A 21,964-nucleotide genomic window follows, 5' to 3' on the forward strand; every position below is an offset into this window, starting at 1 on the left:
CCTGAAGCCCGGGCCAGCTGTCGACGACTTGAGCACCGCCCTGCACTTGGCCAAGTGCAGGGGGCAGCTCACCGAACGCTACGTTCCGCCCTCAATAACGAGTACTGCTGCAGATCATGATGCGCCCCCAGCCAATACCCCGCCTGCCGTGAAAGCCCTTCGCGCACAAACCCCATCCGCTCCAGCAACCTGAGGCTCGCCAGGTTCTGCGGGTGCGCCTGGGCCTCGATGCGTTTCAACGCCATGTGGGCAAAGCCCCAGTCGAGGATGGCCGCCAGCGCCTCGCTCATCAGCCCCTGCCCTTGCGCCGCACGCGCCAGCTCGAAGCCGATGGCGCAGCTGCGCCACGGGCGGTTCCATTTGAACAGGCCACAGGTGCCCAGCAGGCCGGGGCCGGACTGGCGCTCGATGCCCCAGCGAACGCCCGGGTTGGGCAAGCTCCGCCAGCTGGCGAACTGGGCCAGCAGTTGTTCGGCCTGTTGCTCATCAGTCATGGGGTCGGTGCCGAACCACTGCATGGCATCGGTATCGCTGTGAATGGCGAACAACCCAGGAACATCGGCCGGGCACAGTTCCCTGAGGATCAGGCGCGGGGTATGGATAACCGGAAAGCCACTCATATCGACACCCGCCCTAGCCTGCCAACCGTCGGCCCAGGATGAGCGCATACTCGCCCTTGATCTGCTCAAAGCCGTACTTGTGCTCCAGGCGCTTGACGATGAAGTGCCCACGGGCCATGTCCTGATAGAAGTCGGTGAACAGCGCATTGATGGTGGCGCCGGTCAAGGCGCCGATCACCGGCACCGCCTGGGCTGCGAACTTGCTGGAGATGGTCACGCCGTAACGGCTGGCGACCTTCTCGATCAGTAGCGCCAGCCACTTGCCCACCTGCCCCGGCGACAGCCGGCCGGCCGCACCGGCGCCCTGTTTGGCGGCGATGGCCGCCAGTTCCTTGGACAACTGCTGCATGGCCTGGGTGGTGAAGCTGCGGGTGATGTAATAGCCGGTCTCGGTGGCGTCATCGGCCTGGCTGTTGCCGCCCATGGCGAACACTTCGATGCACGCCTGCTTGGTGGCGAAGTCCTCCAGGTCGAAGCCTTCGCTGCGGGCCACATCGGCCACCGAGCGCATCATGATGGTGGTGGAAATGGGCAGCTCGACAAACAGCGCGGCAAACCCGAAAGCGCCGCCCACTGCGCCGCTGGTGGCGGCATAGACTTTGTGCAAGAAGGTCGACGCCTGTTTTTTCGGGGTGTTTTCCAGGCTCCACAGCGCGGCATCGGCGGAGGTATGCAGCGCGGCCACCACCGCGTCATTGATTTTTCCCGACACCCAGTTGGGCAAGGCTTTGACCGCGCTTTCAATCGGCGAGCCGAGCAGGCCCGACAGGCGCGCGGTCAATGAAGGGGATTCCAGCAGGCTGACCGCCCGCTTCAGGTCCTGATAATCCTCGGGACTGTCTTTGATGCTCACCGGTTTCTCCATGGGCTGCGACCTACTGCGCCCGGGAAGCATAAACCGCTGGCCGCCCACATCACGACAAGATTTATCCTGCCGGGGCGACCCCACGAACCTGACGGCTCGTGGAATCGCAGAGGCAGCAGATCACTCCTGCAGCCAGACCCGCACCTGCGGCTGTGCGCCTTCGATGAACACCAGGCTGGCCACCTGCCCCGCCTCGATCAGGTCCTGACGGGCGCATTGCAGGGACTCCAGCAGCGGCGCGTGCTGCACCAGCTCAACGCGCGCCACCGCGGCCTTCATCGACTGCCGGGCATCGGACTTGGCCTTGCGAATGGCGGCCAGCGTGGCACTGACCGCCTGCAACAGCGGCTCGACAAAATCCTCGGCCACCTGCGCCTCGGGCCACTGGGCCCGGTGCACCGAACCCGGCTGCCAGCAACGCCAGACCTCCTCGCAGACAAAGGGCAGAAACGGCGCGAACAAGCGCTGCAGGACACTCAAGGCCGCCGCCAGGGCGTTGCGCGCCGAATGCCCCTCGGGGCGATAGGCGCGGCGCTTGACCAGCTCGACATAGTCATCGCAAAACCACCAGAAGAAGCCCTCGATGCCGGTCAGCGCGCTGCTGTAGTCGTAGCCCACCAGCGCCGCCTCGGCGGCGGCGGTGACCGCTCCGAGGCGTTGCAGCATGGCCTGGTCCAGCCTCTGCTCGACCGGCCCGTGAGGGTCGCCCGGCACGCCGAACACCAGCTTCGACAGGTTGAACAACTTCAGCGCCAGGCGCCGGCCGATCTTCATCTGCTGTTCTTCGAAGGCGGTATCGCTGCCCGGGCGCCCGAGGGCCGCCCAATAGCGCACGGCATCGCTGCCGTACTGCTCCAGCAGGCACTGGGGCGTGACCACATTGCCCCGCGACTTGGACATCTTCTTGCGGTCCGGATCGAGGATCCAGCCCGACAGCGCCACATGCTTCCAGGGCACCGCGGCCGCCTCGAAGTGGCTGCGCACCAGGGTCGAGAACAGCCAGGTGCGGATGATGTCGTGGCCCTGGGGGCGCAGGTCCATGGGGAAGACCCGTGCAAACAGGTCGTCGTCCTCCTCCCAGCCGGCGGCGATCTGCGGGGTCAGGGAGCTGGTGGCCCAGGTGTCCATGATGTCCCGCTCGCCGATAAAGCCATGGGGCTGGCCGCGTTGCTCGGGACAAAAGCCCGCTGGCGTATCCAGGGTCGGGTCCACCGGCAGCGAGCGTTCGTCCGCCAGGATTGGCCGGTCGTAGTCCGGCTCGCCCTGGGCATCCAGGGGATACCAGAACGGAAGCGGTACGCCGAACACCCGCTGGCGGCTGATCAGCCAGTCGCCATTGAGGCCGCCGACCCAGTGCTCGTAGCGGCTGCGCATGAACGGCGGATGCCACGCCAGGGCCTGGCCGCGATCGAGCAGTTGCTCGCGCAGCGCCTCGCTGCGCCCGCCGTTGCGCAGGTACCACTGGCGCGTGGCGACAATCTCCAGGGGCTGGTCGCCCTTCTCGAAGAACTTCACCCCGTGTCGGATCGGCCGCGGTTCGCCAGGCAAGGCGCCGCACTCGCGCAACAGCGCCAGCAACAACTTGCGCGCCTGGGGCAGGCTGCGCCCGGCCAGCGTCTCATAGGCTTGCCGCGCGGCTGGCGTGGCCAGCCAGTCGGGAATCTGAGCCAGCAGCCGACCATCCGCGCCGATGATCGAGCGCGTGGGCAACTGCAGCTCGCGCCACCAGAGCACATCGGTCAGGTCGCCAAAGGTGCAGACCATCGCCAGCCCGCTGCCCTTCTGCGGGTCGGCCAGGACGTGGGCCAGCAACGGCACCTCGACCTCGAACAACGGCGAGCGCAGCTGCTGGCCGAAGCGCCCCTGGTAACGCGGATCGTCCGGATGCGCCACCAGTGCCACGCAAGCCGCCAACAACTCGGGACGAGTGGTGGCAATGCTCAGGTCCGGGCCGTCGATGCCCTGGAACCGCAGGTCGTGATAGGCCCCCGCCACCTCCCGCTCCTCCAGCTCGGCCTGGGCCACGGCGGTCTGGAAGGTCAGGTCCCACAGGCAAGGCGCCTGCTGGCTGTAGAGCTCGCCGCGCCGGTAGTTGCGCAGCAAGGCGCGCTGGCTGATCCGCTGCGCACGCTCATCGATGGTGGCGTAGGTCAGGCCCCAGTCCACCGACAGGCCCAGTTGCATGAACAAGCGGCGAAAGGCCTGCTCGTCGAGGGCGGTCAACTGGTGGCACAGCTCGACAAAGTTGCGCCGGCTGACCGGCGCATAGTCGGCGCGGCGCTCGGCTGCCTGGGCAGGAGGCTGGAACTGCGGCTGGTAAGGCGCCTGGGGATCGCAGCGCACGCCGTAGTAGTTCTCGACCCGGCGTTCGGTGGGCAAGCCGTTGTCGTCCCAGCCCATGGGGTAGAACACGGCCTTGCCGCGCATGCGTTGAAAGCGCGCGATGATGTCGGTGTGGGTGTAGCTGAACACATGGCCGACGTGCAACGAGCCCGAGGCCGTGGGGGGCGGTGTGTCGATGGAGTAGACGGCGTCCCGGGTGGCACTGCGATCGAAGGCGTAGGTGCCCTCTTCCAGCCAGCGCTGGGACCAGCGTGTTTCGAGGTGTTCAAGCGAGGGTGTGGCGATGGGGCAAAGCGTTGCGGTTACACGTTTAACGGTGACATAGCATCCTCCTGTTATCACCCGATGGCGCCGCAAAGGTCGGCGCCGAGGGAAAAATGTATAGAGGATTGCGCGGCATTAGTAAATCGCCCCGGCGCAGCTTTTTGCATTGCGCCTCAATCGAACTGCAGTTCTGCAGCCGATGCCGGGTACTGGGTCTGCAGGCGCCGCAGGCACTGCTCCATCAGCCGCGCATCGTCCGGCAAGCGCCGACAGAGCCCGTGCCAGCCGCGGATGCGCAACTGCAGCGGCAGCTCCACCAGACCGGAAATCGCATCCCAGAAGGCATCCCAATTGCAGCCATACCACTGGGGCAAACCCAAGGCGTCGCGCAAGGCCAGGTGCAGTTCGCGGGCCGTGCCCAGGTCGCGTACATCGATTTCCAGCAATGGCAGGCGAGTCATGTTGCGTGTCTCTGCTCAGGTTGACCGGCCGCCAGCATACCCGATGCCAAGGCCCATCCTGGCAGGCGTTGATGCAGCGCAATCAGTCGCGGCCAATCGCTGGCACACTCCGGGCTTTCGCCGCACAGGAACAACCGGCATGGCGATCCCCCAGGACAAGGAACAACTGCTCAAGGCCATCGACAGCCACTTCAATGCCCTGAGCCAAGCGCTGGATCAAGTGCCCCCGGAGCGGGTCGACGAACGCAGCCTGGAAGGCCACGTCAAGGGTACGCGGATCAGCGTTTCCGAGCTCCTGGCCTACCTGCTGGGCTGGAGCGAGCGAGTACTGGACTGGCTGGAAAAGGACCTGGCCGGCCTGCCCATGGCCTTTCCAGCGGACGGCTTCAAGTGGAACCAGTTGGGCCTGCTCGCGCAAAAGTTCTACCGCGACCATGACGCCCTGGCCTACCCGCAAAAGCGCCAACGCCTGGAGGCGGCCAAGCAACGGATCGTCAGCCTGATCCGGCAGCGTGACAATGCCGCGCTCTACCAATGCCCCTGGTACGCCAAGTGGACCCTGGGCCGGATGATCCAGCTCAACACCGCCGCGCCCTACGCCAACGCCCGCGGACGCTTGCGCCGCTGGCTCAAGCACCACAGCGCCCCATGACGGCAGCGGCGCCACCGGGGCGCCGCTGCACAGGGGGTTTACAGGTGCTTGCCAAAGAACGGCAGCAGTTGCTCCATGGCCAGCGCCACCGCTTCAGCGCGGTCGTACAGGTCATAGTGAGAAAAGCCCTGGGCCACCACCAGGTGCTTGTCCTTGGACGCGGCGCGGCCGTGGATTTCCAGGCCATCGCGGTAGGCCCCGAAGCCGCCGGGCTTGTCGCCGATCACCACCATCAGCGGCTGGGTCAGCAGCACTTCGGCCTGCAAGAAGGCGTCCCAGCCGAAGGCCGCGCCGTTGAAGGACAACAGGCCGCTGGTGGCGCCATTGGGTTGCTGGCCACGGGCGGTCTTGTAGTAGTCGGTGGCTTCCAGCACGTCGATATCGCTGATGCCGCTCTGCTGCGCTTCGGCCCTCGAGGCCGGCAGGTAGTTGATCACCTGCCTGGCCGCGCCTTGCGCCTCGGCGGTGCGCTGGCGGGCGATGGCCTGCAGGGCACTGACGGGATCGAATTGACTGAAGCCTTCGCGGATCAGCCGGCCGAAGTTGACCCCGGTGATCGAGGCCAGGGCCTTGATCCGGTAGTCGGTCATCGCCGCATGGATGGTGTAGCCACCGCCGCCGCAGACACCGATCGCGCCGATGCGCTCAGGGTCGACATAAGGCAGGGTCACCAGGTAGTCGATGGCGAAGCGGATATCCGACACGCGGATCGCCGGGTCTTCGATGAACCGCGGCTGACCGCCGCTGGCGCCCTGGAAACTGGCATCGAAGGCAATGACCACGAACCCGGCCCGGGCCAGCCCGGCGGCGTAGATATTGCCGGAGGTCTGCTCCTTGCAACTGCCGATCGGGTGGCTACTGACAAGCGCCGGGTAGCGGCGGCCCGGATCGAAGTCCGCCGGCAGGTAAAGGTCCGCGGCGTTGTCCCAGCCGAGGTTGCGGAAGCTGACGTGCTCGATGCTGTTGCTCATGAAGATGCTCCTTGAGCCGCCCTGGGCAGGCTCGTCTGGATCGATAGGCGGACCGCTGCGGCACAGGTGGGCAGATGCGGTACTGACAGGCAAGACGGCGGGCGGCCGTCGCAATCGGGCGTAACAGAGGTGGCCCGGGGCAGCGCAGGCCCTGAGGCTGCTGCGTCGCTGGGGGCCAGTATAAAAATGGCACGCGGCGAAACCTTGCCTATTCCAACGACAAGCTTGCCTGTTCTGCGCTTTTTGCTGATTCGCCCGAGCCATCCTCGGCCATGCCAGGACAGCAGGCCCAGCCTGGCCTCGGCCGCGTCACCGGCGTGCACGAAGGCACACCGATGCCCGGCAACCCGCGGTTCTGCGGCTTGCGCCGGTTTGCCTATTTTGTCGAGCCCGGTCCTGGGTTCCGGCGCGCGGGCTCAACCGGCCTCGCGCATCCGGCGGATATCCCGCTGTGGCGGTGCGCCGAACACCCGGCGGTACTCCCGACTGAACTGCGAGGCGCTTTCGTAGCCCACCAGCCCGGCGGCACGACCGGCATCGAGGTTCTGGTTGAGCATCAGTTGCCGGGCTTGCTGCAGGCGCAACTGCTTGTGGAACTGCAGCGGACTGACGCCGATGATCGCGCGAAAATGCTGGCGGAACGTCGATGCACTCATATGGGCCCGTTGCGCCAGATCGTCGATGCGCAGCGGCTGGGTGAAGTTCTGCTTGAGCCAGGCCACGGTCCTGAAAATCTGCTGGCTTGGCGAGCCGACCGCCAGCAGCTGTTGCAGGGCCCGGCCGTGAGGCCCGGCCAGCAGGCGCACGATGATCTCCTGCTGAATCAGCGGCGCCAGTTGCGCAATCAGTACCGGCTCGTCCAGCAATCCCAGCAGCCGCTCCAGGGCATTGAGCAGTCCCGCATCCAGCTCATCCACCACCACGGAGCGATGACCGCTGGCCTGGGACGGGAGCGGCGGCGGCATCTGCGCGGCGGTCTGCAGGATCTGCTGCATGTCCAGGGTCAGCATCATGCCCAGAAAGGGTTCCGCCACCGAGGCCCTGGACACCCGCGCCACCACCGGCTGATCGATGCTGGTCAGCATGCCCTGCCCGGCCTGGTAGTCGATCACCGCATCATGCAGCAGCACCTGCTTGCCGCCCTGGGCAATCACCCCCAGGCCCAGGCTGTAGATGCAGGGAATGGCCGAGGTCGGCGTGGCGCGCCGATGCAGGGTCAGGTTGGGCACGGCACTGGGAAAGTCGCCGGAACCCGGGGTGTGCCGGGCGATCAGGCGGGCGAGCGTGGTGGCGTTCTGCGGTTGGGTCATGGTGCGGACTATCGGAATGGACGAACGTACAGGCGGCCACTGTGCGCCGATTGCCCGCGCAGATCGAGTGTTTCTTCAAGGCCGCCGAAGGCGCCTGGCCCGACTCGGGGCCGGCAACCACTGGCAAAGGCCTGCAATCGGCTGGCAATCGCTTGCCCATGGCGGCCAGCCCCTGCCCCGCGCCGCGCCAGGCATCGCGGCCGCAGCCGTGCTGCCTGGGGCCGCGGGCACCTGGCCCGGGTCTTGCTCAGCTGGCCTCAGACCAACCAGGGAGTCGTCACATGACAGGAAGCATCTCAAATACCACGTCGCTGTTTGCCACGGGCCTCAAAGGAATCACCCGGGCACTGGAAAATGGCACGCTCAAATCCATGAAGATTCAGGTCGCGAACGCAACGCCGCAAATGCAGGCCAGGCTCGACGCCAACGTTCAACAAGCACAGGCCGCGGATGCCAAGCTGATCGCCCAATACAGAGCCAACCCCACCTGGGCGACCTTCGACGACAAGAACAACTCCGTCGCATTGCCCGATGTGCAGTCCCTCACCAAGGACGACGCCACCCATGTACTCAAGGGCCTGCAATACCTGCAGGACATCGGGCGCCTGGACGGCAGAACCATCACCGCCAAGAACGGCAGCCAATCGACGGCCAGCGCTGCGCTCTATCAGGATTGGCTGCTGGCCCGGATCGGCGTCGACGCCCGTGCCTGAGTAGCCTCGGCCCTGGCTGTGCGACAACGCCTGAACAGGCGTTCGCCAGCCAGGCCCCCGGCGCCCGGTCAGCTCAGGCGTTTGTGCAGGAAAAAGCGCTGGTGCTGCGGCGGAAAATCATCCAGCCGACCGAACTCGCTGAAGCCATGCCGCTGATAGAACTCCGGCGCCTGAAAATCGAAGGTATCGAGCCAGATGCCGACACAGCCTTTTTCCCTTGCCGTGTCCTCGGCCATCTTCAGCAGCTGCGCGCCCGTACCCTGACCCCGTGCCTGCTCAGGGATCGCCAGCAGCTCGATGAACATCCAGCGATAAAAGATCTCGGCCTGCAGGCCGCCAATGATTTCACCGCTGTGCTCATCCCTGATCACCAGGGCGATGGCTTGTGGTTTGGGGTCGCCCGCCTGGGCCAGGTTATGGGCACGCAAGGGCTTGAGAATGGCCGCACGCACCTCCTGTCCCGGGTCAACCAGCATTTCAATACGCGTTGTCATTCACCGATCCCTTGGATAATTGCACCGTCATGCATGGTTGAAGGTGTCGCCACATCACCCCGTGGTGATGTGGCGTTTCGCGAGATTACACCGCCAGAAGCCCAGCGTTGCGGGTCACAGCCTAGTGGCTGAGGTACTGCTGGGTCTTGCTGTCATAGACATAGGTGAGGTTGTCGGCCGCCACCAGCGGACGGACTTTTTCCGGCCCCTGGAAGGTGGTGCCGCTGACCTTGACCTGCACCTGCGGCAGCGACTCCTGGCCGGCGACGAAACTCAGCTCACCGTCGCTGCCGATGCACGGCATCACCGCACCGTCGTCGCAGGCCGCCGAATTGTCCTCACCGGTGCGCACCTGGCCGACATGGGACCAGATCCAGCCGTCGTCTTCGGGTTTCTTGTGCGGGTTGAACACGAACAGCGTGTAGCCCTTGGTGATGATGCCGTCCTCAAAGGTGGCCGTGGGCACCGCCAACAGCAGCCGCCCATCGCCAGTGCGGTGTTCCAGGGCCTGGCGCCCGGTGTCCACTTCCTCGGGCTTTTCCCGGCCGCCAAAGAAGCCGATCTTGCGCTCGATACTGAGTATGGAATAGGCCGGCGTCTGGCCCGGGTGGGTGAGTTCGAAGGTGGCATCGGCCAGCCGCACCTGGACCTCGGGCGCGGCAAAATCCTCGCCCTGGCGGGAGGCGCTGTCCCGGGTGTGCCAGACAAACGCCGCGTAGTAATGCTTGCCGTCGAAGTCCAGCTCCTTGCCGTACCAGAACGTGGCGGTGACACCGTCCTCCAGCTCCACTTCCTCATTCGCCGCGGGAACCTCGACGTTCTGCATCACCGCCAGCACCGCGCCGGGGGGAATCGGTGCCTCCTTGGCCTCAACCAGCGCTGGCGCCGCCAGGGTGAAGGTTGATAACAGCAGCCCTGCCAGGCCTTTGCCCAAGCAGCCTTGCATGAGCGAACCGGCCTTGATCGTGATTTTCATCGCTTGAACGTCCCTGTGAGCCTGTAGAGAACCGCGGACCGCGTCGGCGGCGTCGTGCATGACGCGACGATCATAAAGGCAGGTTTTCGGCACCGACAAGATGCTGGCAAATGGCAAGTGCGCGCGCTCATTTCGGGTCTGGACTGCTCGATGGCGGCAACAGCAGGCTTTGCTGCTGCCACGGCTTGCATGCAACATATGGATTTCCGTATATTCGATTTCCCATATATTCAAGCCGCCACCATGATGACGCCTGCCGACGTATTCAAGAGCCTTGCCGACGAAACCCGCGCCCGCGCCACCCTGCTGATCGCGCACCAGGGCGAACTGTGCGTCTGCGAGCTGATGTGCGCCCTGGACGACAGCCAGCCGAAGATCAGCCGCCATCTGGGCCAACTGCGCAACAGCGGCCTGTTGCTGGATCGCCGCCAGGGGCAGTGGGTTTATTACCGCCTCAATCCGGATCTGCCCGCCTGGGTGCACCAGATCCTGCAAGTGACCCTGCACGCCAACGCCGACTGGCTCCAGGACAACGCTGCCCGCCTGCAGAACATGGATGGACGCCCGGTCCGCGCCGCTGCCTGCTGCTGAATCGGCAAACAATCGAGTCGTTGAAATCCACCCCGCAGCGCGAGGAGCACCCCATGCGAGTCCTGTTCATGTGCACGGCCAATAGCTGCCGCAGCATCCTCTGTGAAGCCCTGTTCAACCACCTGGCGCCCGAGGGATTTGCGGCCCTGAGTTCGGGCAGTTTCCCCAGGGGCCAGGTGCTGCCCCGCAGCCTGGCCACCCTGGAGCGGGCTGGCATCGCCACCAGCGGCCTGTACAGCAAGGGCAACGACGCCTTCGCCGACAACCCGCCCGACATCGTGATTACCGTCTGCGACAAGGCCGCGGGCGAAGCCTGCCCGGTGTACTTCGGCCCCGCACTCAAGGCCCACTGGAATCTGGAAGATCCCTCCGACGTCCGGGGTGACGAAGCCTGCGTCGACGCCGCCTTCCGCGCCACCCTGGCGCACATCGAGCAGCGCTGCCGGGCCTTCCTGGGCCTGCCTTTCAACCACCTCAGCCGTGAGCAACTGCAGCACGAGTTGAACCGTATCGGCACACTCTGAGCCGGAGGCCACATGTCAGAACAGCTGTCAGAACACCTGCCCAACCTCGACCTCTCCCTGCTCGATGGCAAGCACGCCAGGCCCGAGCACAAACCGCGCATCATGCTGCTGTACGGCTCGACCCGGGAGCGCTCGTTCAGCCGCCTGCTGGTCGAAGAAGCCGCGCGCCTGCTGCAGCACTTGGGTGCCGAAACCCGGATCTTCGATCCGTCCGGCCTGCCGCTGCCCGACGATGCTCCCGTGGAGCACCCCAAGGTTCAGCAGCTGCGGGACCTGGTGCAATGGTCCGAAGGCCAGGTCTGGTGCTCGCCGGAACGCCATGGCGCGATGTCGGCGGTGTTCAAGGCACAGATCGACTGGATCCCCCTGGAGCTCGGTGCCGTGCGCCCGACCCAGGGCAAGACCCTGGCGGTGATGCAGGTGTGCGGCGGCTCGCAGTCGTTCAACGTGGTCAATCAACTGCGGGTGCTGGGCCGCTGGATGCGCATGTTCACCATCCCCAATCAATCCTCGGTGGCGAAGGCCTACCTGGAATTCGACGAATCGGGGCGGATGAAACCCTCGGCCTACTACGACCGGCTCGTGGACGTGATGGAGGAGCTGGTGAAGTTCACGCTCTTGCTACGAAACCAGCAGGCCTTCCTGGTGGATCGCTACTCGGAGCGCAAGGAAAGTGCCGAGCAACTGATGGCCCGGGTCAATCAGCGCTCGCTCTGAGCGCACGGTCCGCGTGCCGCCTCGCTGCGTCTCGTAGGCTGCGGACAACGTGAAGAATCGGGTCAAGCCAGCAGTTCGCTGATCCAGCGCACCTGGCGTTCCAGATCCTGCACCTTGGCATCCGCCACGGTCTGCGCCCGGGCAAAGCTCGCCAGGGTGCGCTGTTTCAGGCGCAGCAGGCGCTGCCACTTGGCCAGGAATGCCGGGCTGCGAGCCTGCATCTGCAGCGGGCCGAAGTACAGTTCCCGAGCGCTGTAGCACACCGGCCCCGAGCGCTCGGCGACGATGATTTCGTAGTCGAAGCGGTTTTCCCGCAGCACCTCCTCGGCAAGAATGCGGTAGCCGTTGTCCATCAGCCATTGGCGCAGCGGCTGCTCGCCGCCGTTGGGTTGCAGGATCAAGCGTTCCTGGCCGCTCAGGCGCGCCTGGCCGCTGTCGAGCAGGTCGCGAATGGTCTCGCCGCCCATGCCACACAGGCTGATGGCGTTGATTCGGTCCTGTGGCTCGATTGCCGCCAGGCCATCGGCCAGGCGCACGCTGACCTGCTGCTCCAGGCCGTTGTCGCGCACCGTGCGCAAGGCGGCCTGGTACGGGGTCAAGGCCACTTCACCGGCCACCGCCGCGGTAATGCTGCCGCGCAGCAGCAAGGCCACCGGCAAATAACCATGATCCGAGCCGATATCGGCCAGGCGCGCCCCGCTCGGCACATGCGCCGCCACACGCGCCAGGCGCATGGACAATGTCTGTTGCTTCAACTGCTGCCCCTTTTCACCACGAACCTCCGCCAGCCAGGGCCGGATCGGGGGGCGATTCTGGCGGGCAATGCCGGGCATTTCAAATTTATGCGACCGGAACCTGGGATGCTCTGCAGAAAAGGCCCGCTCCGGACGGGGCCGAAAGCACCGTCCTCCATGGCGGGTTTCTGAGCGGAAGCAGACCTTCGTTGCTGGCAGCGTGCACCCTGGTCAGTGATAGACTCCGCGCCCATTGGGGGGCTAAAAAAATGATCTGTCCAGAATGTGAACAAGGTGAAGTGACCAAGGTTCAAGTGCGGGCAACGCAGGAGATTCTGTACGTTTGCCAAGAGTGCGAGTCGCTGTGGCTCACGGCCGAGGTCATGGCTACCGAGTCGTTCAACAGTTTCACTTCCTACATGGAGGAACTGGGTTTACCGCCGCTCTGGAGCTCGCTGTATGTCCTTGAGCCAGAAAAGATCAGCGGCCGTCAGGCACGAAAATACCTGCGCTCGGTCGGCTCGATCTAGGTCGATCGAAGCAAAACCGCGATAGCGCACCCAGCCCACTCACAAGCCCAGGGGCAAAAGGCTGACGGGCGCACTAAAGCAAAAAAGATGGGTACCAAAGATGAATTACCAACTCTGGATGGAACCGGATGAATGCCAGACATTCTGCCTGGGCGGCCCACAGGGAAACACCGCACGCAAACTGCTTCACCCCGACGCCCAGCTTGTGTGGGAAATTGAAGCCCACAGCCACTTCGAAGCAATGACCCAGTACTACGCGTACATGGAGTGGGGCGAATACAAGACCGACCTTGCCGGACAGGAATAAAAGTAGAGGTTGATGAATGGGAACCCCTGGAAAGTCCCCCTTATCAAGTTGCAGACCATGGGCTGCTCTCTGTAGCCACCTCTGCTCGCCAGAGGCCTGCTGCGCCTGGTAGAAGACAACGTCGCGCTTAACTGCCGATGGCCATCACGAGCACGCCCAGCAGGAGACAGGCGCTGGCCACGATGGTCAGTCGCAAACGCATCGGCAGGTACCAGGCCGGCAGGTGCATGACCTGCGAGAGCTGCCGGTCATGCCACCAGTGGGCGAAGAATCCGCCAATCAATAGCAACCCGCCCCATGACAGCGGCAGCAAGGTGGCGACCCACCCCATCAGCGCAGGGACGATGCTCCAAATAAAGCGTGTGTGACGCTGCTGCGCGTTCATGCCGGGAGCGATCATGGCAAAGCCCCAATGCAGGGCTCCGACAAAACTCAGGATCACCGCCCCGTAACTGACCAGTGCCTGGCACCACAACAGCCGCTGTCCGTGGGCAACCACGGCCAGCAACGCCAGCCCGAGAAACGGCAGCAAACCGCCATAACCCAGGAGGGCAACAGGCTTGGGGGGCGATACAGAAGACAAAAGGTTCATCTGGATTCCTCTCGATTAGGGCACTGAAAACTGTAGCCGCAAAAGCGCCCTCTGAATGGCCGTCGCGTTGACTCGGCGCAACCGGCTGGCCAATGCCCGGCCCTCAGAACTTCGCCTGCATCCCCACCCGCAGCGTACGCCCCGGCGCCGGCATGAAGCTCTGCGCCAGCGGGTCCAGGTAATAGCGGTCGGTGAGGTTTTGCAGCGACACATTGAGGCTGGCGTCTTGCTTCAACGTGTAATTGAGGAACAGATCGAACAGCGCCACTTCACGGTAGTTCAGCTGTGGCGTGGTGGCGCCGGTCTGCCAGGGCTTGTCGGCGGTGACGGTGGGCCCCGAGGTGTAGGTGATCCGCGTGCCGAGGGTCAGGCTCTGGTCGAAGAAGCGCAGGCCGGTGGTCAGGTTGCCGGCAAAGCGCGGCGGGTTCTGGGTGTTGGTGTAGGAACCCATGAAGCTGCCCGGGGTGCAGTCCGGAGTGTCGGCGGTTTTCCGGTAGGGGTTACTGGTGGCGCGCAGGGTGGCGGCGAAGGCCGCGTCGCAGGTTTCGGTCTTCAGGTAGTAGGTGGACGACAGGTCGGCGAACATCCGTCCGGCATCGTAGTGGGTTTGCAGTTCCAGGCCGCGGGTGGTGTAGCTGTCGGTATTGCTGAAGCGCATCAGGCCCCACAGGCCCGGGCTCGGATCGTAGTAGCGGGTGATGTAGTTCTTGATGCTGTTGTTGAAGTAGGCGAGCTTGATCGCCGCCGCATCGTCATCCACCAACAGGCCCTTGTGCAGGGTACTGGCGCCGATCTCCCAGTTGCTTGAGCGTTCGGGCTTGAGGCCCTTGCCCGGTGTGGTCTGCTGCACGCCGTAACCGGTTTCGAACAGCGAAGGCATGCGAAAGCCCTGGGTGTAGGAGGCATAGACAAAGGTGTCCGCCAGCACCTCGATGTTGATGCCGAACGCCGGGGCAAAGGCGCCGCCACTGTTGCTGGCCTTGCCGGCATAGTTGTAGCCGGTGACCACCCGGCCCACTTGCGCGTCGCCCACCTCCGTCTCGGTCGCGCCGAACTGGTTATAGGGCGTGCCTTCAAATGGATAGTTGGTGTTGTTGAAGACAATGCCGTTGTTCAAGCGTGGGTCGGTCGCATCGGTGTACAGCCCGTTCTGGTCCGGGAACCACATCAGGTAGCCATAGTCGCCGGGCCTGGAGACGGTCACGTACTTGTGTTCGCGCTCCTCTCTGCGCGCCGTGGCATTGGCCACATGGTCCTTGCTGCGATAGTGGGTATAACGACCGCCGCCCCACAGCGTCAGGCGCTCCACCGGCTGGTATTCCAGCTTGCCGTTGACGCTGAACTCCTGCCGCGAGCCTTCGCGCAAACTGCGGTTGGCGTTGATGTCGTCCTGGGTGGTGACCACGCCCTTCTGTGGGCGCAGTTCTTCCAGCTGGAACGAACCGCCCAGGTCCAGCTTCAAGTCGCCGTAGTCGGTGCTAAAGCGCGAGGTGTTGGCCAGCCCGCCGCCCGTGCGGCGGTTGGCCTGGCGGGCCCAGGAACGATCCGTGCGATAGGCCTGGGAGGCCGGCGCCGACCAGGCGCTCAGTTGGCTGGTCTGCGCATCGGTCAGCCACAGGTCGGCAGTCAGGTCCAACAGCGGGTTGTCTGCGGGCAGGTAGTTGTAGCGCGCGGTGTAGGTGTCGATCTGGGTGTGGCCCAGGGGGTACTGGTAGATGCCACCGGTGCCGAAACGGAAGATGTCCGAGGGCATGATCTCGCCAATGCGCCCGTCATAGCGCCGATAGCCAAGGTCGAAGCTGTGGCCGTCCGCCGGACGCAGGGTGGTCTTGAGCAGCCAGGATTCGGTCTTCGACGAGGAGTTCAACACCTCTTCCCCGGCGTTGTAGGTGGTGGCGACACTGGTTTCCTCATCGCCGTAGCGGTCAAAGGTGCGGTAGCGATCCTGGCCCTTCTTGCCGGCGAAATAGTTGCCCTGGTTGCGCTGGGCGTAGGCCGCCACCACATCGAACAAGTCATGGCTGTAGGCGAACGCGGCGCTGCCGGACTCGGCCTGCGAGCCGAACAGTCCGCCGCGACTCTGGTGCGGTTCCGCGTACAGGTCCTCGGTCTTGGAGTGCGGGTCGCGACCGGCCGGGGCCACGCCGTTGTTCCACAGGTCGCCCTTGAGCCGCAGGCCGACATGCTGACCGTCCTTGAGAATGTCGCCAACCCCGAGGGTGCGCATCTTCACCGTGCCGCCGATGGCGCTGGAGGTCAGGCTCGGGCCCTTGTCGATGGCGATGTCGCTGATCATGTCCGAGTCGATGTAGCTGCGTTGCTGGGTGCCGGCATAACCGCGATAGACATCCAGCGCCTGTTGCGAGCCATCCACCGTCACCGCCACCCGGCTCTGGCCCTGGATGCCGCGAATGTTCACATCCAGGCCGCCGCCATTGCGGCTGTCGCCGACCTGCACCCCGGGCTGGCCCTTGAGCACGTCGCCCACCGACACCAGGCCGAAGCGCTGCATATCGTCGGCGGAGATGTACACCGACGAACGCGGCGCCCGATACACCGCCTCCTCGTCAGGGTTCTCGCCCTTGACCTGCTGCGTCGGCAGCGACACCGCCTCCAGGCGCAGGCGCAAGGCATAGCCGCCGTCGGCCTGGCGCACGTAGCCCAGGCCGGTGCCCGCCAGCAACTGGTTCAGGCCCGCTTCGGTGGTGAAATCCCCTTGCAGGCCCTGGCTGGTCTTGCCCGCGGTGAGCAGCGCACTGCCGGCCATGCTGATCCCCGCCTCGGCGCCAAAACGCGACAGCACCTGGTCCAGGGGACCGGCGCCGATGCTGTAGTGGCGCTCGCCGGCCGCCAGCACCATCTCGCTGTAGAGCGGTTGCAGGCTGAGCAACAGCAGGCCGAAGGTATGGGTACGCAAGACACGAACGGGGAAAATCATGCAAGGCTCCTAGGGATCGAAACCCACCTGTGCCGGTGGGGAATACCTGAAGGCCAAGCCAGATCGAAAAAACTATCGCGCAGGTGAAAAAAAACTTTCAGGCCGGCACCACGGTCACCCAATAACGGGTTCTGCGCTCGATGCGCACCGGCAGGGTATTGGCCACCAGGGCCAGGGCGGCATCGGTGTCGTCCAGCCGGAAACTGCCGGTCACCCGCAAAGCGGCAACCGCTTCGCTGCAACGTAAAAACCCCGGGCGATAGCGCGCAAGCTCTACCAGCAATTGATCCAGGCGCATGCGCTCGGCGGGCAGGATGCCGCGCAGCCAGGCCTGGGCCAGAAAGGTATCGATGGGGCTCGGTCGCCCGGCGCCCCGGGCATCGACCCGGGTTTGCCAACCGGCCTGCACCGCCAGCGGCGTCGGCTGCTGCCGGGCACTGACCTGCACCAGCCCGCGCAGCACCGTCACCTGGGTGCCCTGGCGATCATGGCGCACCAGCAGCTGGGCGCCCTGGCTGTACAACAGCGCATCCGGCGTTTGCAGTTGCAGGGAGGCCGATCCGGCCGGGGTATCCAGGGCCAATTCACCCTCGATCAACTGCCCGCGGCGTTGCCCCGCGCTCAGGTCCAGGTTCACCGCACTGGCGGTGTTCAGCCACAGCGAACCACCGTCCGCCAGGGCCCAACGCCGGCGCTCGCCGATGCCGGTGCGATAACTGGCCAGGGCCGAACGCACCAGGGTGGAATCCGCCCCCTGCCAGGAGATGCCCCCCAGCAGCCCCAGCGCCAACAGGCACTTGAGCACCTGCCGCCGCCGTTGCGGATTGGCGCCGGCCACCTGCAAGGCCCGGCGCGCCGTGGCATCGGCCAACAGATCGGCCCCCGGCTGCAACATCAGCGGCAGACGGCTGACCCGCTGCCAGGCGTGCTCATGCTCGGCGCTGGCCTGACGCCATTGCTGCAAAGCCTGCTGCTCGGCGGCGCTCATCAGCCCGGACTGCACGCGCACCAGCCAATCGATGGCGCAGTCCCGCACCCGCGGATCGATCGCCGCGCCACTCATTCAAACAGGCTCGCGTAGCAGACGCTGAACGCCTTGCCCATGGCCCGCTGCACCTGGGCCACGGTCAGGCCCAACTGCGTGGCGATCTGCGCATAGGTCAAGCCATCGAGCTGGGACAGGAAGAAAATCTGCCGCACCCGCGACGACAAGCCCACCAGCAACGCATCCAGTTGCAACAGGGTTTCGATCATCAAGTGCCGCTCCTCCGGCGAAGGCTCCTCCCCCACCGGCCGCGCCGCCAGCGCCTGCAGATAGGCCCGCTCGATGGCCTGGCGGCGCCAGCGATTGATCAGCAAGCCATTGGCGATGGTGGCCAGAAACGCCATGGGTTGGCGCAGCTCACGCACATCCACCTGGGAGCGCAACACGCGGATGAAGGTGTCGTGAGCCAGGTCCTCGGCATCGGCGCTGTGCCCCAGGCGCCGCTGCAACCAGCCGCGCAGCCAGCCGTGATGGTTCGCATACAGCTGGGCGACGGGCGAAGAAAGGCTGTGGTTGGGCATGAGAGATTCGCACTAATGATAATGCTTCTCATTTTATTGTTTACCGATGGGCGTTGTACAGCACGGCACGCTCACGACGGCGGCCAAGGGGCTTGCCCGCCACGTTTCCCGGGCGAACGCGGCGAATCAGGAGGCCTGTCGGTCGATATCGCGGCGAAGCACCACGGCGGTGGTGATGTCCTCGACCGATTCGTGGCTGGCGACGGCATCCCGGACTCGGTTCAGGTCATCAATGGTGCGTGATTCGATCTCGATCACCAGGTCCAGCTGGCCGCTGACCGAAGAGATGCGGCGCACCTGCGAGTGCTGGGCCAGCATGTCCAGCAGGCTGATGGCCGGTGTGCGTTTCAGGCACACCAGAAACATGGCGCGAATCACGTTAGCGTCGATTTCGCCAATGTCCGCCCGGTAGCCGCGGATCACGCCATTGCGTTCAAGGTTGCTGACGCGCTCGCTGGTGGCACTTCTGGACAGGCCGATTCTCGCGGCCAGGGCCTTCAGGGCGATCCGTGCCTCTTTAGACAGAATGTCGAGTATTTCCCGATCTTTCACGTCCAGCTCGCGCATTGAAACTCCTCACATTGACTGCCGATTTTGTGCCGGTCGATTCCGACAATATGCAGGCCAAAGCCGACCGCATACCTACTGCCCACGAAGACTCCGCATGCCAAGCTAACTGAAAAAAATAACCAGGAAAACCACCACCATGACTGACCTTTGCCACCCCGCCCCGCAGTTCTCGCCCCGCGATGCCGAACACCTGGCCAAGCAGCTTTTCAATGTCAGCGCGAGCGCCTCGCCCCTGGACGGCGAGCGAGACTGCAACTACCGGTTGCAGACCGCCAGCGATGCGGGATGGATCCTGAAAGTCGTCAACGCCAGCGAGCCGCGCATTGAAAGCGAACTGCAGGCTGCCATCCTCAGCCATCTGGCCAGTACCTGCCCCGAGCTGGCCGTGCCGCAGCTGAAAAAGAGCCTGGCCGGTGATGGCCTCGCCTCGGCCGTGGGGCCTTGCGGCGCAACCCACGCGGTGCGCCTGGTGAGCTGGTTGCCGGGCACACCGCTGGCCGAGGTCCCGCGTACCTTCGAACTGATGCGCCACCTGGGCCAAGCGTTCGCCGACATGGACCGTGCACTGCAGGGCTTCATGCATCCCGGCGCGGTGCGCGATCTGGACTGGGACCTGCGCCACGCCGCCCGTTCCCGAGCCCGCCTGCACTTCATCAAGGACCCGGCCAGACGCGCCATTGTGCAGCGCTTCATCGATGATTTCGAAACCAGGGTCGAACCCAAGCTGGCGCGCTTGCGCACCCAGGTCATTCACAACGACGGCAATGACTGGAACGTCCTCGTCAACCCGCAAAACCAGCAGCAGGTCTCGGGCATCATCGATTTCGGCGATGCGGTGCACACGGTGCTGATTGCCGAAGTCGCCATCACCTGCGCCTACGCCATTCTCGACACGCCAGACCCCATCGGCGCGGCGGCCGCCCTCACCGGCGGCTTCCACGAACGCTACCCGTTGCAGGCGCAAGAGCTGGACGTGCTGTTCAATCTGATCGCCATGCGCCTGGTGATCAGCGTCACCTTGTCCGCCTCGCGCCATGAGCAGACCCAGGACAACCCTTACCTGGCCATCAGTGAAGCGCCGGCCTGGCGCCTGCTGGAAAAGATGGATCGCATGAACCCGCGCCTGGCCACGGCGATCCTGCGCAAGGCCTGTGGTTACGACGCGATAGAAGGCGCCGGGGCGATTCGCCGCTGGGTGGACGAACACCGCCAGTCCTTCGCCGACATCGTGCATCCCTCGGCGGCGACCCTGAACAAGGCGATTGTGCCGTTCGCCGATGCCAGCCATGAGATGACCATCGCTTCGGCCGAGCAGCGCCCGGCGGAGGCGACCCAGTGGTGGAATGATTTCTCAGCTGAACATCAGGTGCCGCTGGGCATCGGGCCCTGGGGCGAAGCCAGGACCATCTACACCGACCGCGCCTTTGAATCGCGCTTCATTGCAGGAGAGCGTCGGATCATGCACCTGGGCGTCGACTTGATCATGCCCGCCGGAACGCCGCTGTACACACCCCTTGCCGGGGTGGTGCAGAGCGTCGAGGTCGAGGGTGAACCGCTGGGCTATGGCGGCTTGATCATGCTCAAGCACTCGCCGGCCGGTTGCCCGCCCTTCCTCACCCTGTGGGGGCACATGGCCCACGAAGCGCTGACCCGCCTCAAGCCCGGCGACCACCTTGAAGCAGGCGCGCTGGTGGGCTACATGGGCGCGGACACGGAAAACGGCGGCTGGCTGCCCCATGTGCATTTCCAGATGTCCACCGACACCCAGTTGAAGGCGAGCGAGTTTATCGGCGTCGGTGAGCGCGCCTATCTTGAGGTCTGGGCCGACCTGTTCCCGGATGCCTCGACCCTGGCCGGGATCCCCGCGGAAACCTACCACCAGGAAGGACGAACCAAAGCGCAGATCGTGGCCAGGCGTAAGCAAGTGCTGCTGCCCAACTTGTCGATTTCCTACTCGGACCCGATCAAGTTCGTGCGCGGTGATGGGGTCTGGTTGATCGACAACGTTGGCCGGGCCTATCTGGACTGCTTCAACAACGTCTGCCACCTCGGCCACTGCCATCCCGATGTGGTGCAAGCCCTTGCGCGCCAGGCGTCACGGCTGAACACCAACACCCGTTACCTGCACGACAACATCGTCGAGTACGCCGAGCGCCTCACCGCGACCCTGCCCAAGGGCCTGGCGGTGGCCTCCTTCGGCTGTTCCGGCAGCGAAGCCAACAGCCTGATGCTGCGCATGGCGCGCAATCACACCGGGCGCAACGACGCCATCGTGCTGGACTGGGCCTACCACGGCACCACCCAGGAGCTGATTGACCTGAGCCCCTACAAGTACAAGCGCAAGGCCGGCAAGGGGCGCGCCGAGCATGTGTTCGAGGCGGCCGTGCCGGACGTTTACCGCGCCGCGGATGACTGGCCATTCGCAGAGCTGGGCAAGCGCTACGCGCAAAGTGTCGCCGAGCAGATCGACAGCATGCGCAAGCAGGGCCGGGCCCCGGCGTTCTTCTTGGCGGAGTCGATTCCCAGTGTCGCCGGGCAGCTGTTCTTTCCGGAAAACTACCTGCAAGAGGTCTATGCCATGGTGCGGGCCGAGGGCGGGCTGTGCCTGGCCGATGAAGTCCAGGTCGGCTTTGGCCGGGTGGGCAGCCACTGGTGGGCCTTTGAAACCCAGGGCGTGGTGCCTGATGCGGTGTCCATGGGCAAGCCCATTGGCAACGGCCACCCGATGTCGGCGGTGGTGACCACCCGCGAGATCGCCGACAGCTTCAACAACGGCATGGAGTACTTCAACACCTTCGCCGGCAGCCCGGTTTCATGTGCCGTAGGGCTCAGCGTTCTCGATGTGATCGAGCGCGACAACCTGAAACTCAACGCACTGACGGTGGGCAATTACCTGCTTGATGGCTTTCGCACGCTGCAGCAGCGCTACGACGCCATTGGCGATGTACGCGGGCTGGGGCTGTTTCTCGGGATCGAGCTGGTCACCGACCGCCAGAGCAAGGCTCCGGCCACGCAACTGGCGAAAAAGGTCGCCGATGGCGCCCGGGAACGCGGCGTTCTGATCGGCACCGAAGGCCCCCATGACAACGTGCTGAAAATGCGCCCGTCGATGATCTTCAGCCACAAGAACGCCGACTTCCTGCTGGAGGTGCTGGACGACAGCTTCAAGGCGGCCCTGCAGTAGAGCGCCAGGATCGGCGCGCGAGTGACCGCCAGCGTGCATGGC

The 21,964-nt window shown here is 64.8% G+C and carries 22 protein-coding genes; 8 read left to right on the forward strand and 14 right to left on the reverse strand.

What is annotated here, in order from left to right; all coding sequences use genetic code 11:
• Positions 1-68 precede the first annotated feature (68 nt).
• The 4 genes from GGI48_RS02900 to GGI48_RS02915 form a co-directional block, all read right to left on the reverse strand.
• On the reverse strand, positions 69-620 hold the full coding sequence (locus GGI48_RS02900; RefSeq protein ID WP_179596876.1) for a GNAT family N-acetyltransferase: 552 nt from the start codon (positions 618-620) through the stop codon (positions 69-71).
• A 13-nt stretch (positions 621-633) separates the two neighbouring features.
• Positions 634-1,485: an EcsC family protein gene (locus GGI48_RS02905; protein WP_047303617.1), complete on the reverse strand. Its 852-nt coding sequence runs from the start codon at positions 1,483-1,485 to the stop codon at positions 634-636.
• A 120-nt stretch (positions 1,486-1,605) separates the two neighbouring features.
• Positions 1,606-4,170 carry a valine--tRNA ligase gene (gene valS, locus GGI48_RS02910; protein ID WP_179596878.1) on the reverse strand — a complete coding sequence of 855 codons (2,565 nt, stop codon included), beginning with the start codon at positions 4,168-4,170 and terminating at the stop codon, positions 1,606-1,608.
• 95 nt (positions 4,171-4,265) lie between these two features.
• The gene (locus GGI48_RS02915) at positions 4,266-4,553 is read right to left on the reverse strand and encodes a barstar family protein (protein ID WP_103740106.1); all 288 of its coding nucleotides are present in this window, start codon (positions 4,551-4,553) and stop codon (positions 4,266-4,268) included.
• 139 nt (positions 4,554-4,692) lie between these two features.
• Here GGI48_RS02915 and GGI48_RS02920 point away from each other — a divergent pair, with 139 nt between their 5' ends.
• Entirely contained in the window at positions 4,693-5,205 is a 513-nt protein-coding gene (locus GGI48_RS02920) for a ClbS/DfsB family four-helix bundle protein (RefSeq protein WP_179596880.1), read from the forward strand.
• A 38-nt stretch (positions 5,206-5,243) separates the two neighbouring features.
• Here the strand turns inward: GGI48_RS02920 and GGI48_RS02925 are convergent, their stop codons facing one another.
• Together GGI48_RS02925 and GGI48_RS02930 are read right to left on the reverse strand one after the other, a co-directional pair.
• Entirely contained in the window at positions 5,244-6,176 is a 933-nt protein-coding gene (locus GGI48_RS02925; protein WP_103740107.1) for an alpha/beta hydrolase, read from the reverse strand.
• Between the two features lie 416 nt (positions 6,177-6,592).
• On the reverse strand, positions 6,593-7,486 hold the full coding sequence (locus GGI48_RS02930) for an AraC family transcriptional regulator (RefSeq protein ID WP_179596882.1): 894 nt from the start codon (positions 7,484-7,486) through the stop codon (positions 6,593-6,595).
• Positions 7,487-7,767: 281 nt separating this feature from the next.
• Here GGI48_RS02930 and GGI48_RS02935 point away from each other — a divergent pair, with 281 nt between their 5' ends.
• Positions 7,768-8,199, forward strand: coding sequence for a hypothetical protein (locus GGI48_RS02935; RefSeq protein ID WP_260620608.1), 432 nt, complete (start codon positions 7,768-7,770; stop codon positions 8,197-8,199).
• A gap of 68 nt (positions 8,200-8,267) precedes the next feature.
• On the opposite strand, the gene GGI48_RS02940 is transcribed toward GGI48_RS02935, so the two are convergent.
• Both GGI48_RS02940 and GGI48_RS02945 read right to left on the reverse strand, forming a co-directional pair.
• On the reverse strand, positions 8,268-8,693 hold the full coding sequence (locus GGI48_RS02940; RefSeq protein ID WP_179596884.1) for a GNAT family N-acetyltransferase: 426 nt from the start codon (positions 8,691-8,693) through the stop codon (positions 8,268-8,270).
• A gap of 121 nt (positions 8,694-8,814) precedes the next feature.
• Positions 8,815-9,669, reverse strand: a complete 855-nt coding sequence (locus tag GGI48_RS02945) for a hypothetical protein (RefSeq protein WP_179596886.1) — start codon at positions 9,667-9,669, stop codon at positions 8,815-8,817.
• A gap of 243 nt (positions 9,670-9,912) precedes the next feature.
• Between GGI48_RS02945 and GGI48_RS02950 the strand changes: the two genes are divergently transcribed.
• Genes GGI48_RS02950 through arsH form a run of 3 tightly spaced genes read left to right on the forward strand, consistent with a single transcriptional unit; the run spans position 9,913 to position 11,501 of the window.
• Positions 9,913-10,260, forward strand: coding sequence for a metalloregulator ArsR/SmtB family transcription factor (locus tag GGI48_RS02950; protein ID WP_016968441.1), 348 nt, complete (start codon positions 9,913-9,915; stop codon positions 10,258-10,260).
• A 53-nt stretch (positions 10,261-10,313) separates the two neighbouring features.
• Positions 10,314-10,784, forward strand: a complete 471-nt coding sequence (locus tag GGI48_RS02955) for an arsenate reductase ArsC (protein ID WP_047303606.1) — start codon at positions 10,314-10,316, stop codon at positions 10,782-10,784.
• Positions 10,785-10,808: 24 nt separating this feature from the next.
• Entirely contained in the window at positions 10,809-11,501 is a 693-nt protein-coding gene (gene arsH / locus GGI48_RS02960) for an arsenical resistance protein ArsH (RefSeq protein ID WP_179601894.1), read from the forward strand.
• Positions 11,502-11,563: 62 nt separating this feature from the next.
• Here the strand turns inward: arsH and GGI48_RS02965 are convergent, their stop codons facing one another.
• On the reverse strand, positions 11,564-12,256 hold the full coding sequence (locus tag GGI48_RS02965; RefSeq protein WP_313771303.1) for a tRNA (adenine(22)-N(1))-methyltransferase: 693 nt from the start codon (positions 12,254-12,256) through the stop codon (positions 11,564-11,566).
• 278 nt (positions 12,257-12,534) lie between these two features.
• Between GGI48_RS02965 and GGI48_RS02970 the strand changes: the two genes are divergently transcribed.
• Both GGI48_RS02970 and GGI48_RS02975 read left to right on the forward strand, forming a co-directional pair.
• A complete protein-coding gene (locus GGI48_RS02970; protein WP_179596120.1) occupies positions 12,535-12,765 on the forward strand; it encodes a hypothetical protein in 231 nt (76 codons plus the stop codon).
• Between the two features lie 100 nt (positions 12,766-12,865).
• Positions 12,866-13,072, forward strand: a complete 207-nt coding sequence (locus tag GGI48_RS02975; RefSeq protein ID WP_179596890.1) for a hypothetical protein — start codon at positions 12,866-12,868, stop codon at positions 13,070-13,072.
• 127 nt (positions 13,073-13,199) lie between these two features.
• Here the strand turns inward: GGI48_RS02975 and GGI48_RS02980 are convergent, their stop codons facing one another.
• The 5 genes from GGI48_RS02980 to GGI48_RS03000 all read right to left on the reverse strand — a co-directional run bounded on the left by GGI48_RS02980 (position 13,200) and on the right by GGI48_RS03000 (position 18,735).
• On the reverse strand, positions 13,200-13,664 hold the full coding sequence (locus GGI48_RS02980; protein ID WP_179596892.1) for a DUF3429 domain-containing protein: 465 nt from the start codon (positions 13,662-13,664) through the stop codon (positions 13,200-13,202).
• Between the two features lie 103 nt (positions 13,665-13,767).
• On the reverse strand, positions 13,768-16,602 hold the full coding sequence (locus GGI48_RS02985; RefSeq protein WP_179596894.1) for a TonB-dependent receptor: 2,835 nt from the start codon (positions 16,600-16,602) through the stop codon (positions 13,768-13,770).
• A 97-nt stretch (positions 16,603-16,699) separates the two neighbouring features.
• A complete protein-coding gene (locus GGI48_RS02990) occupies positions 16,700-17,665 on the reverse strand; it encodes a FecR domain-containing protein (RefSeq protein ID WP_179596896.1) in 966 nt (321 codons plus the stop codon).
• The gene (locus GGI48_RS02995) at positions 17,662-18,168 is read right to left on the reverse strand and encodes a sigma-70 family RNA polymerase sigma factor (protein ID WP_179596898.1); all 507 of its coding nucleotides are present in this window, start codon (positions 18,166-18,168) and stop codon (positions 17,662-17,664) included. Before GGI48_RS02995 ends, GGI48_RS02990 begins: the two co-directional genes overlap by 4 nt.
• Positions 18,169-18,294: 126 nt before the next feature.
• The gene (locus tag GGI48_RS03000) at positions 18,295-18,735 is read right to left on the reverse strand and encodes an Lrp/AsnC family transcriptional regulator (RefSeq protein WP_016964483.1); all 441 of its coding nucleotides are present in this window, start codon (positions 18,733-18,735) and stop codon (positions 18,295-18,297) included.
• Between the two features lie 139 nt (positions 18,736-18,874).
• Between GGI48_RS03000 and GGI48_RS03005 the strand changes: the two genes are divergently transcribed.
• Entirely contained in the window at positions 18,875-21,922 is a 3,048-nt protein-coding gene (locus tag GGI48_RS03005) for an aminotransferase class III-fold pyridoxal phosphate-dependent enzyme (RefSeq protein WP_179596900.1), read from the forward strand.
• Positions 21,923-21,964 lie beyond the last annotated feature (42 nt).

Source organism: Pseudomonas protegens (assembly GCF_013407925.2).
Lineage (GTDB): Bacteria > Pseudomonadota > Gammaproteobacteria > Pseudomonadales > Pseudomonadaceae > Aquipseudomonas > Aquipseudomonas fluorescens_AP.

What these genes read in the sequence shown, in the direction of transcription:
- GGI48_RS02990 (WP_179596896.1), bottom strand. Translation starts at nt 17,665, where the DNA reads ATGAGTGGCGCGGCGATCGATCCGCGGGTGCGGGACTGCGCCATCGAT.
- GGI48_RS02950 (WP_016968441.1), top strand. Translation starts at nt 9,913, where the DNA reads ATGATGACGCCTGCCGACGTATTCAAGAGCCTTGCCGACGAAACCCGC.
- GGI48_RS02955 (WP_047303606.1), top strand. Translation starts at nt 10,314, where the DNA reads ATGCGAGTCCTGTTCATGTGCACGGCCAATAGCTGCCGCAGCATCCTC.
- GGI48_RS03005 (WP_179596900.1), top strand. Translation starts at nt 18,875, where the DNA reads ATGACTGACCTTTGCCACCCCGCCCCGCAGTTCTCGCCCCGCGATGCC.
- GGI48_RS02995 (WP_179596898.1), bottom strand. Translation starts at nt 18,168, where the DNA reads ATGCCCAACCACAGCCTTTCTTCGCCCGTCGCCCAGCTGTATGCGAAC.
- GGI48_RS02975 (WP_179596890.1), top strand. Translation starts at nt 12,866, where the DNA reads ATGAATTACCAACTCTGGATGGAACCGGATGAATGCCAGACATTCTGC.
- GGI48_RS03000 (WP_016964483.1), bottom strand. Translation starts at nt 18,735, where the DNA reads ATGCGCGAGCTGGACGTGAAAGATCGGGAAATACTCGACATTCTGTCT.
- GGI48_RS02945 (WP_179596886.1), bottom strand. Translation starts at nt 9,669, where the DNA reads ATGAAAATCACGATCAAGGCCGGTTCGCTCATGCAAGGCTGCTTGGGC.
- GGI48_RS02985 (WP_179596894.1), bottom strand. Translation starts at nt 16,602, where the DNA reads ATGATTTTCCCCGTTCGTGTCTTGCGTACCCATACCTTCGGCCTGCTG.
- GGI48_RS02900 (WP_179596876.1), bottom strand. Translation starts at nt 620, where the DNA reads ATGAGTGGCTTTCCGGTTATCCATACCCCGCGCCTGATCCTCAGGGAA.
- GGI48_RS02915 (WP_103740106.1), bottom strand. Translation starts at nt 4,553, where the DNA reads ATGACTCGCCTGCCATTGCTGGAAATCGATGTACGCGACCTGGGCACG.
- GGI48_RS02980 (WP_179596892.1), bottom strand. Translation starts at nt 13,664, where the DNA reads ATGAACCTTTTGTCTTCTGTATCGCCCCCCAAGCCTGTTGCCCTCCTG.
- GGI48_RS02930 (WP_179596882.1), bottom strand. Translation starts at nt 7,486, where the DNA reads ATGACCCAACCGCAGAACGCCACCACGCTCGCCCGCCTGATCGCCCGG.
- GGI48_RS02935 (WP_260620608.1), top strand. Translation starts at nt 7,768, where the DNA reads ATGACAGGAAGCATCTCAAATACCACGTCGCTGTTTGCCACGGGCCTC.
- GGI48_RS02940 (WP_179596884.1), bottom strand. Translation starts at nt 8,693, where the DNA reads ATGACAACGCGTATTGAAATGCTGGTTGACCCGGGACAGGAGGTGCGT.
- GGI48_RS02925 (WP_103740107.1), bottom strand. Translation starts at nt 6,176, where the DNA reads ATGAGCAACAGCATCGAGCACGTCAGCTTCCGCAACCTCGGCTGGGAC.
- GGI48_RS02920 (WP_179596880.1), top strand. Translation starts at nt 4,693, where the DNA reads ATGGCGATCCCCCAGGACAAGGAACAACTGCTCAAGGCCATCGACAGC.
- GGI48_RS02905 (WP_047303617.1), bottom strand. Translation starts at nt 1,485, where the DNA reads ATGGAGAAACCGGTGAGCATCAAAGACAGTCCCGAGGATTATCAGGAC.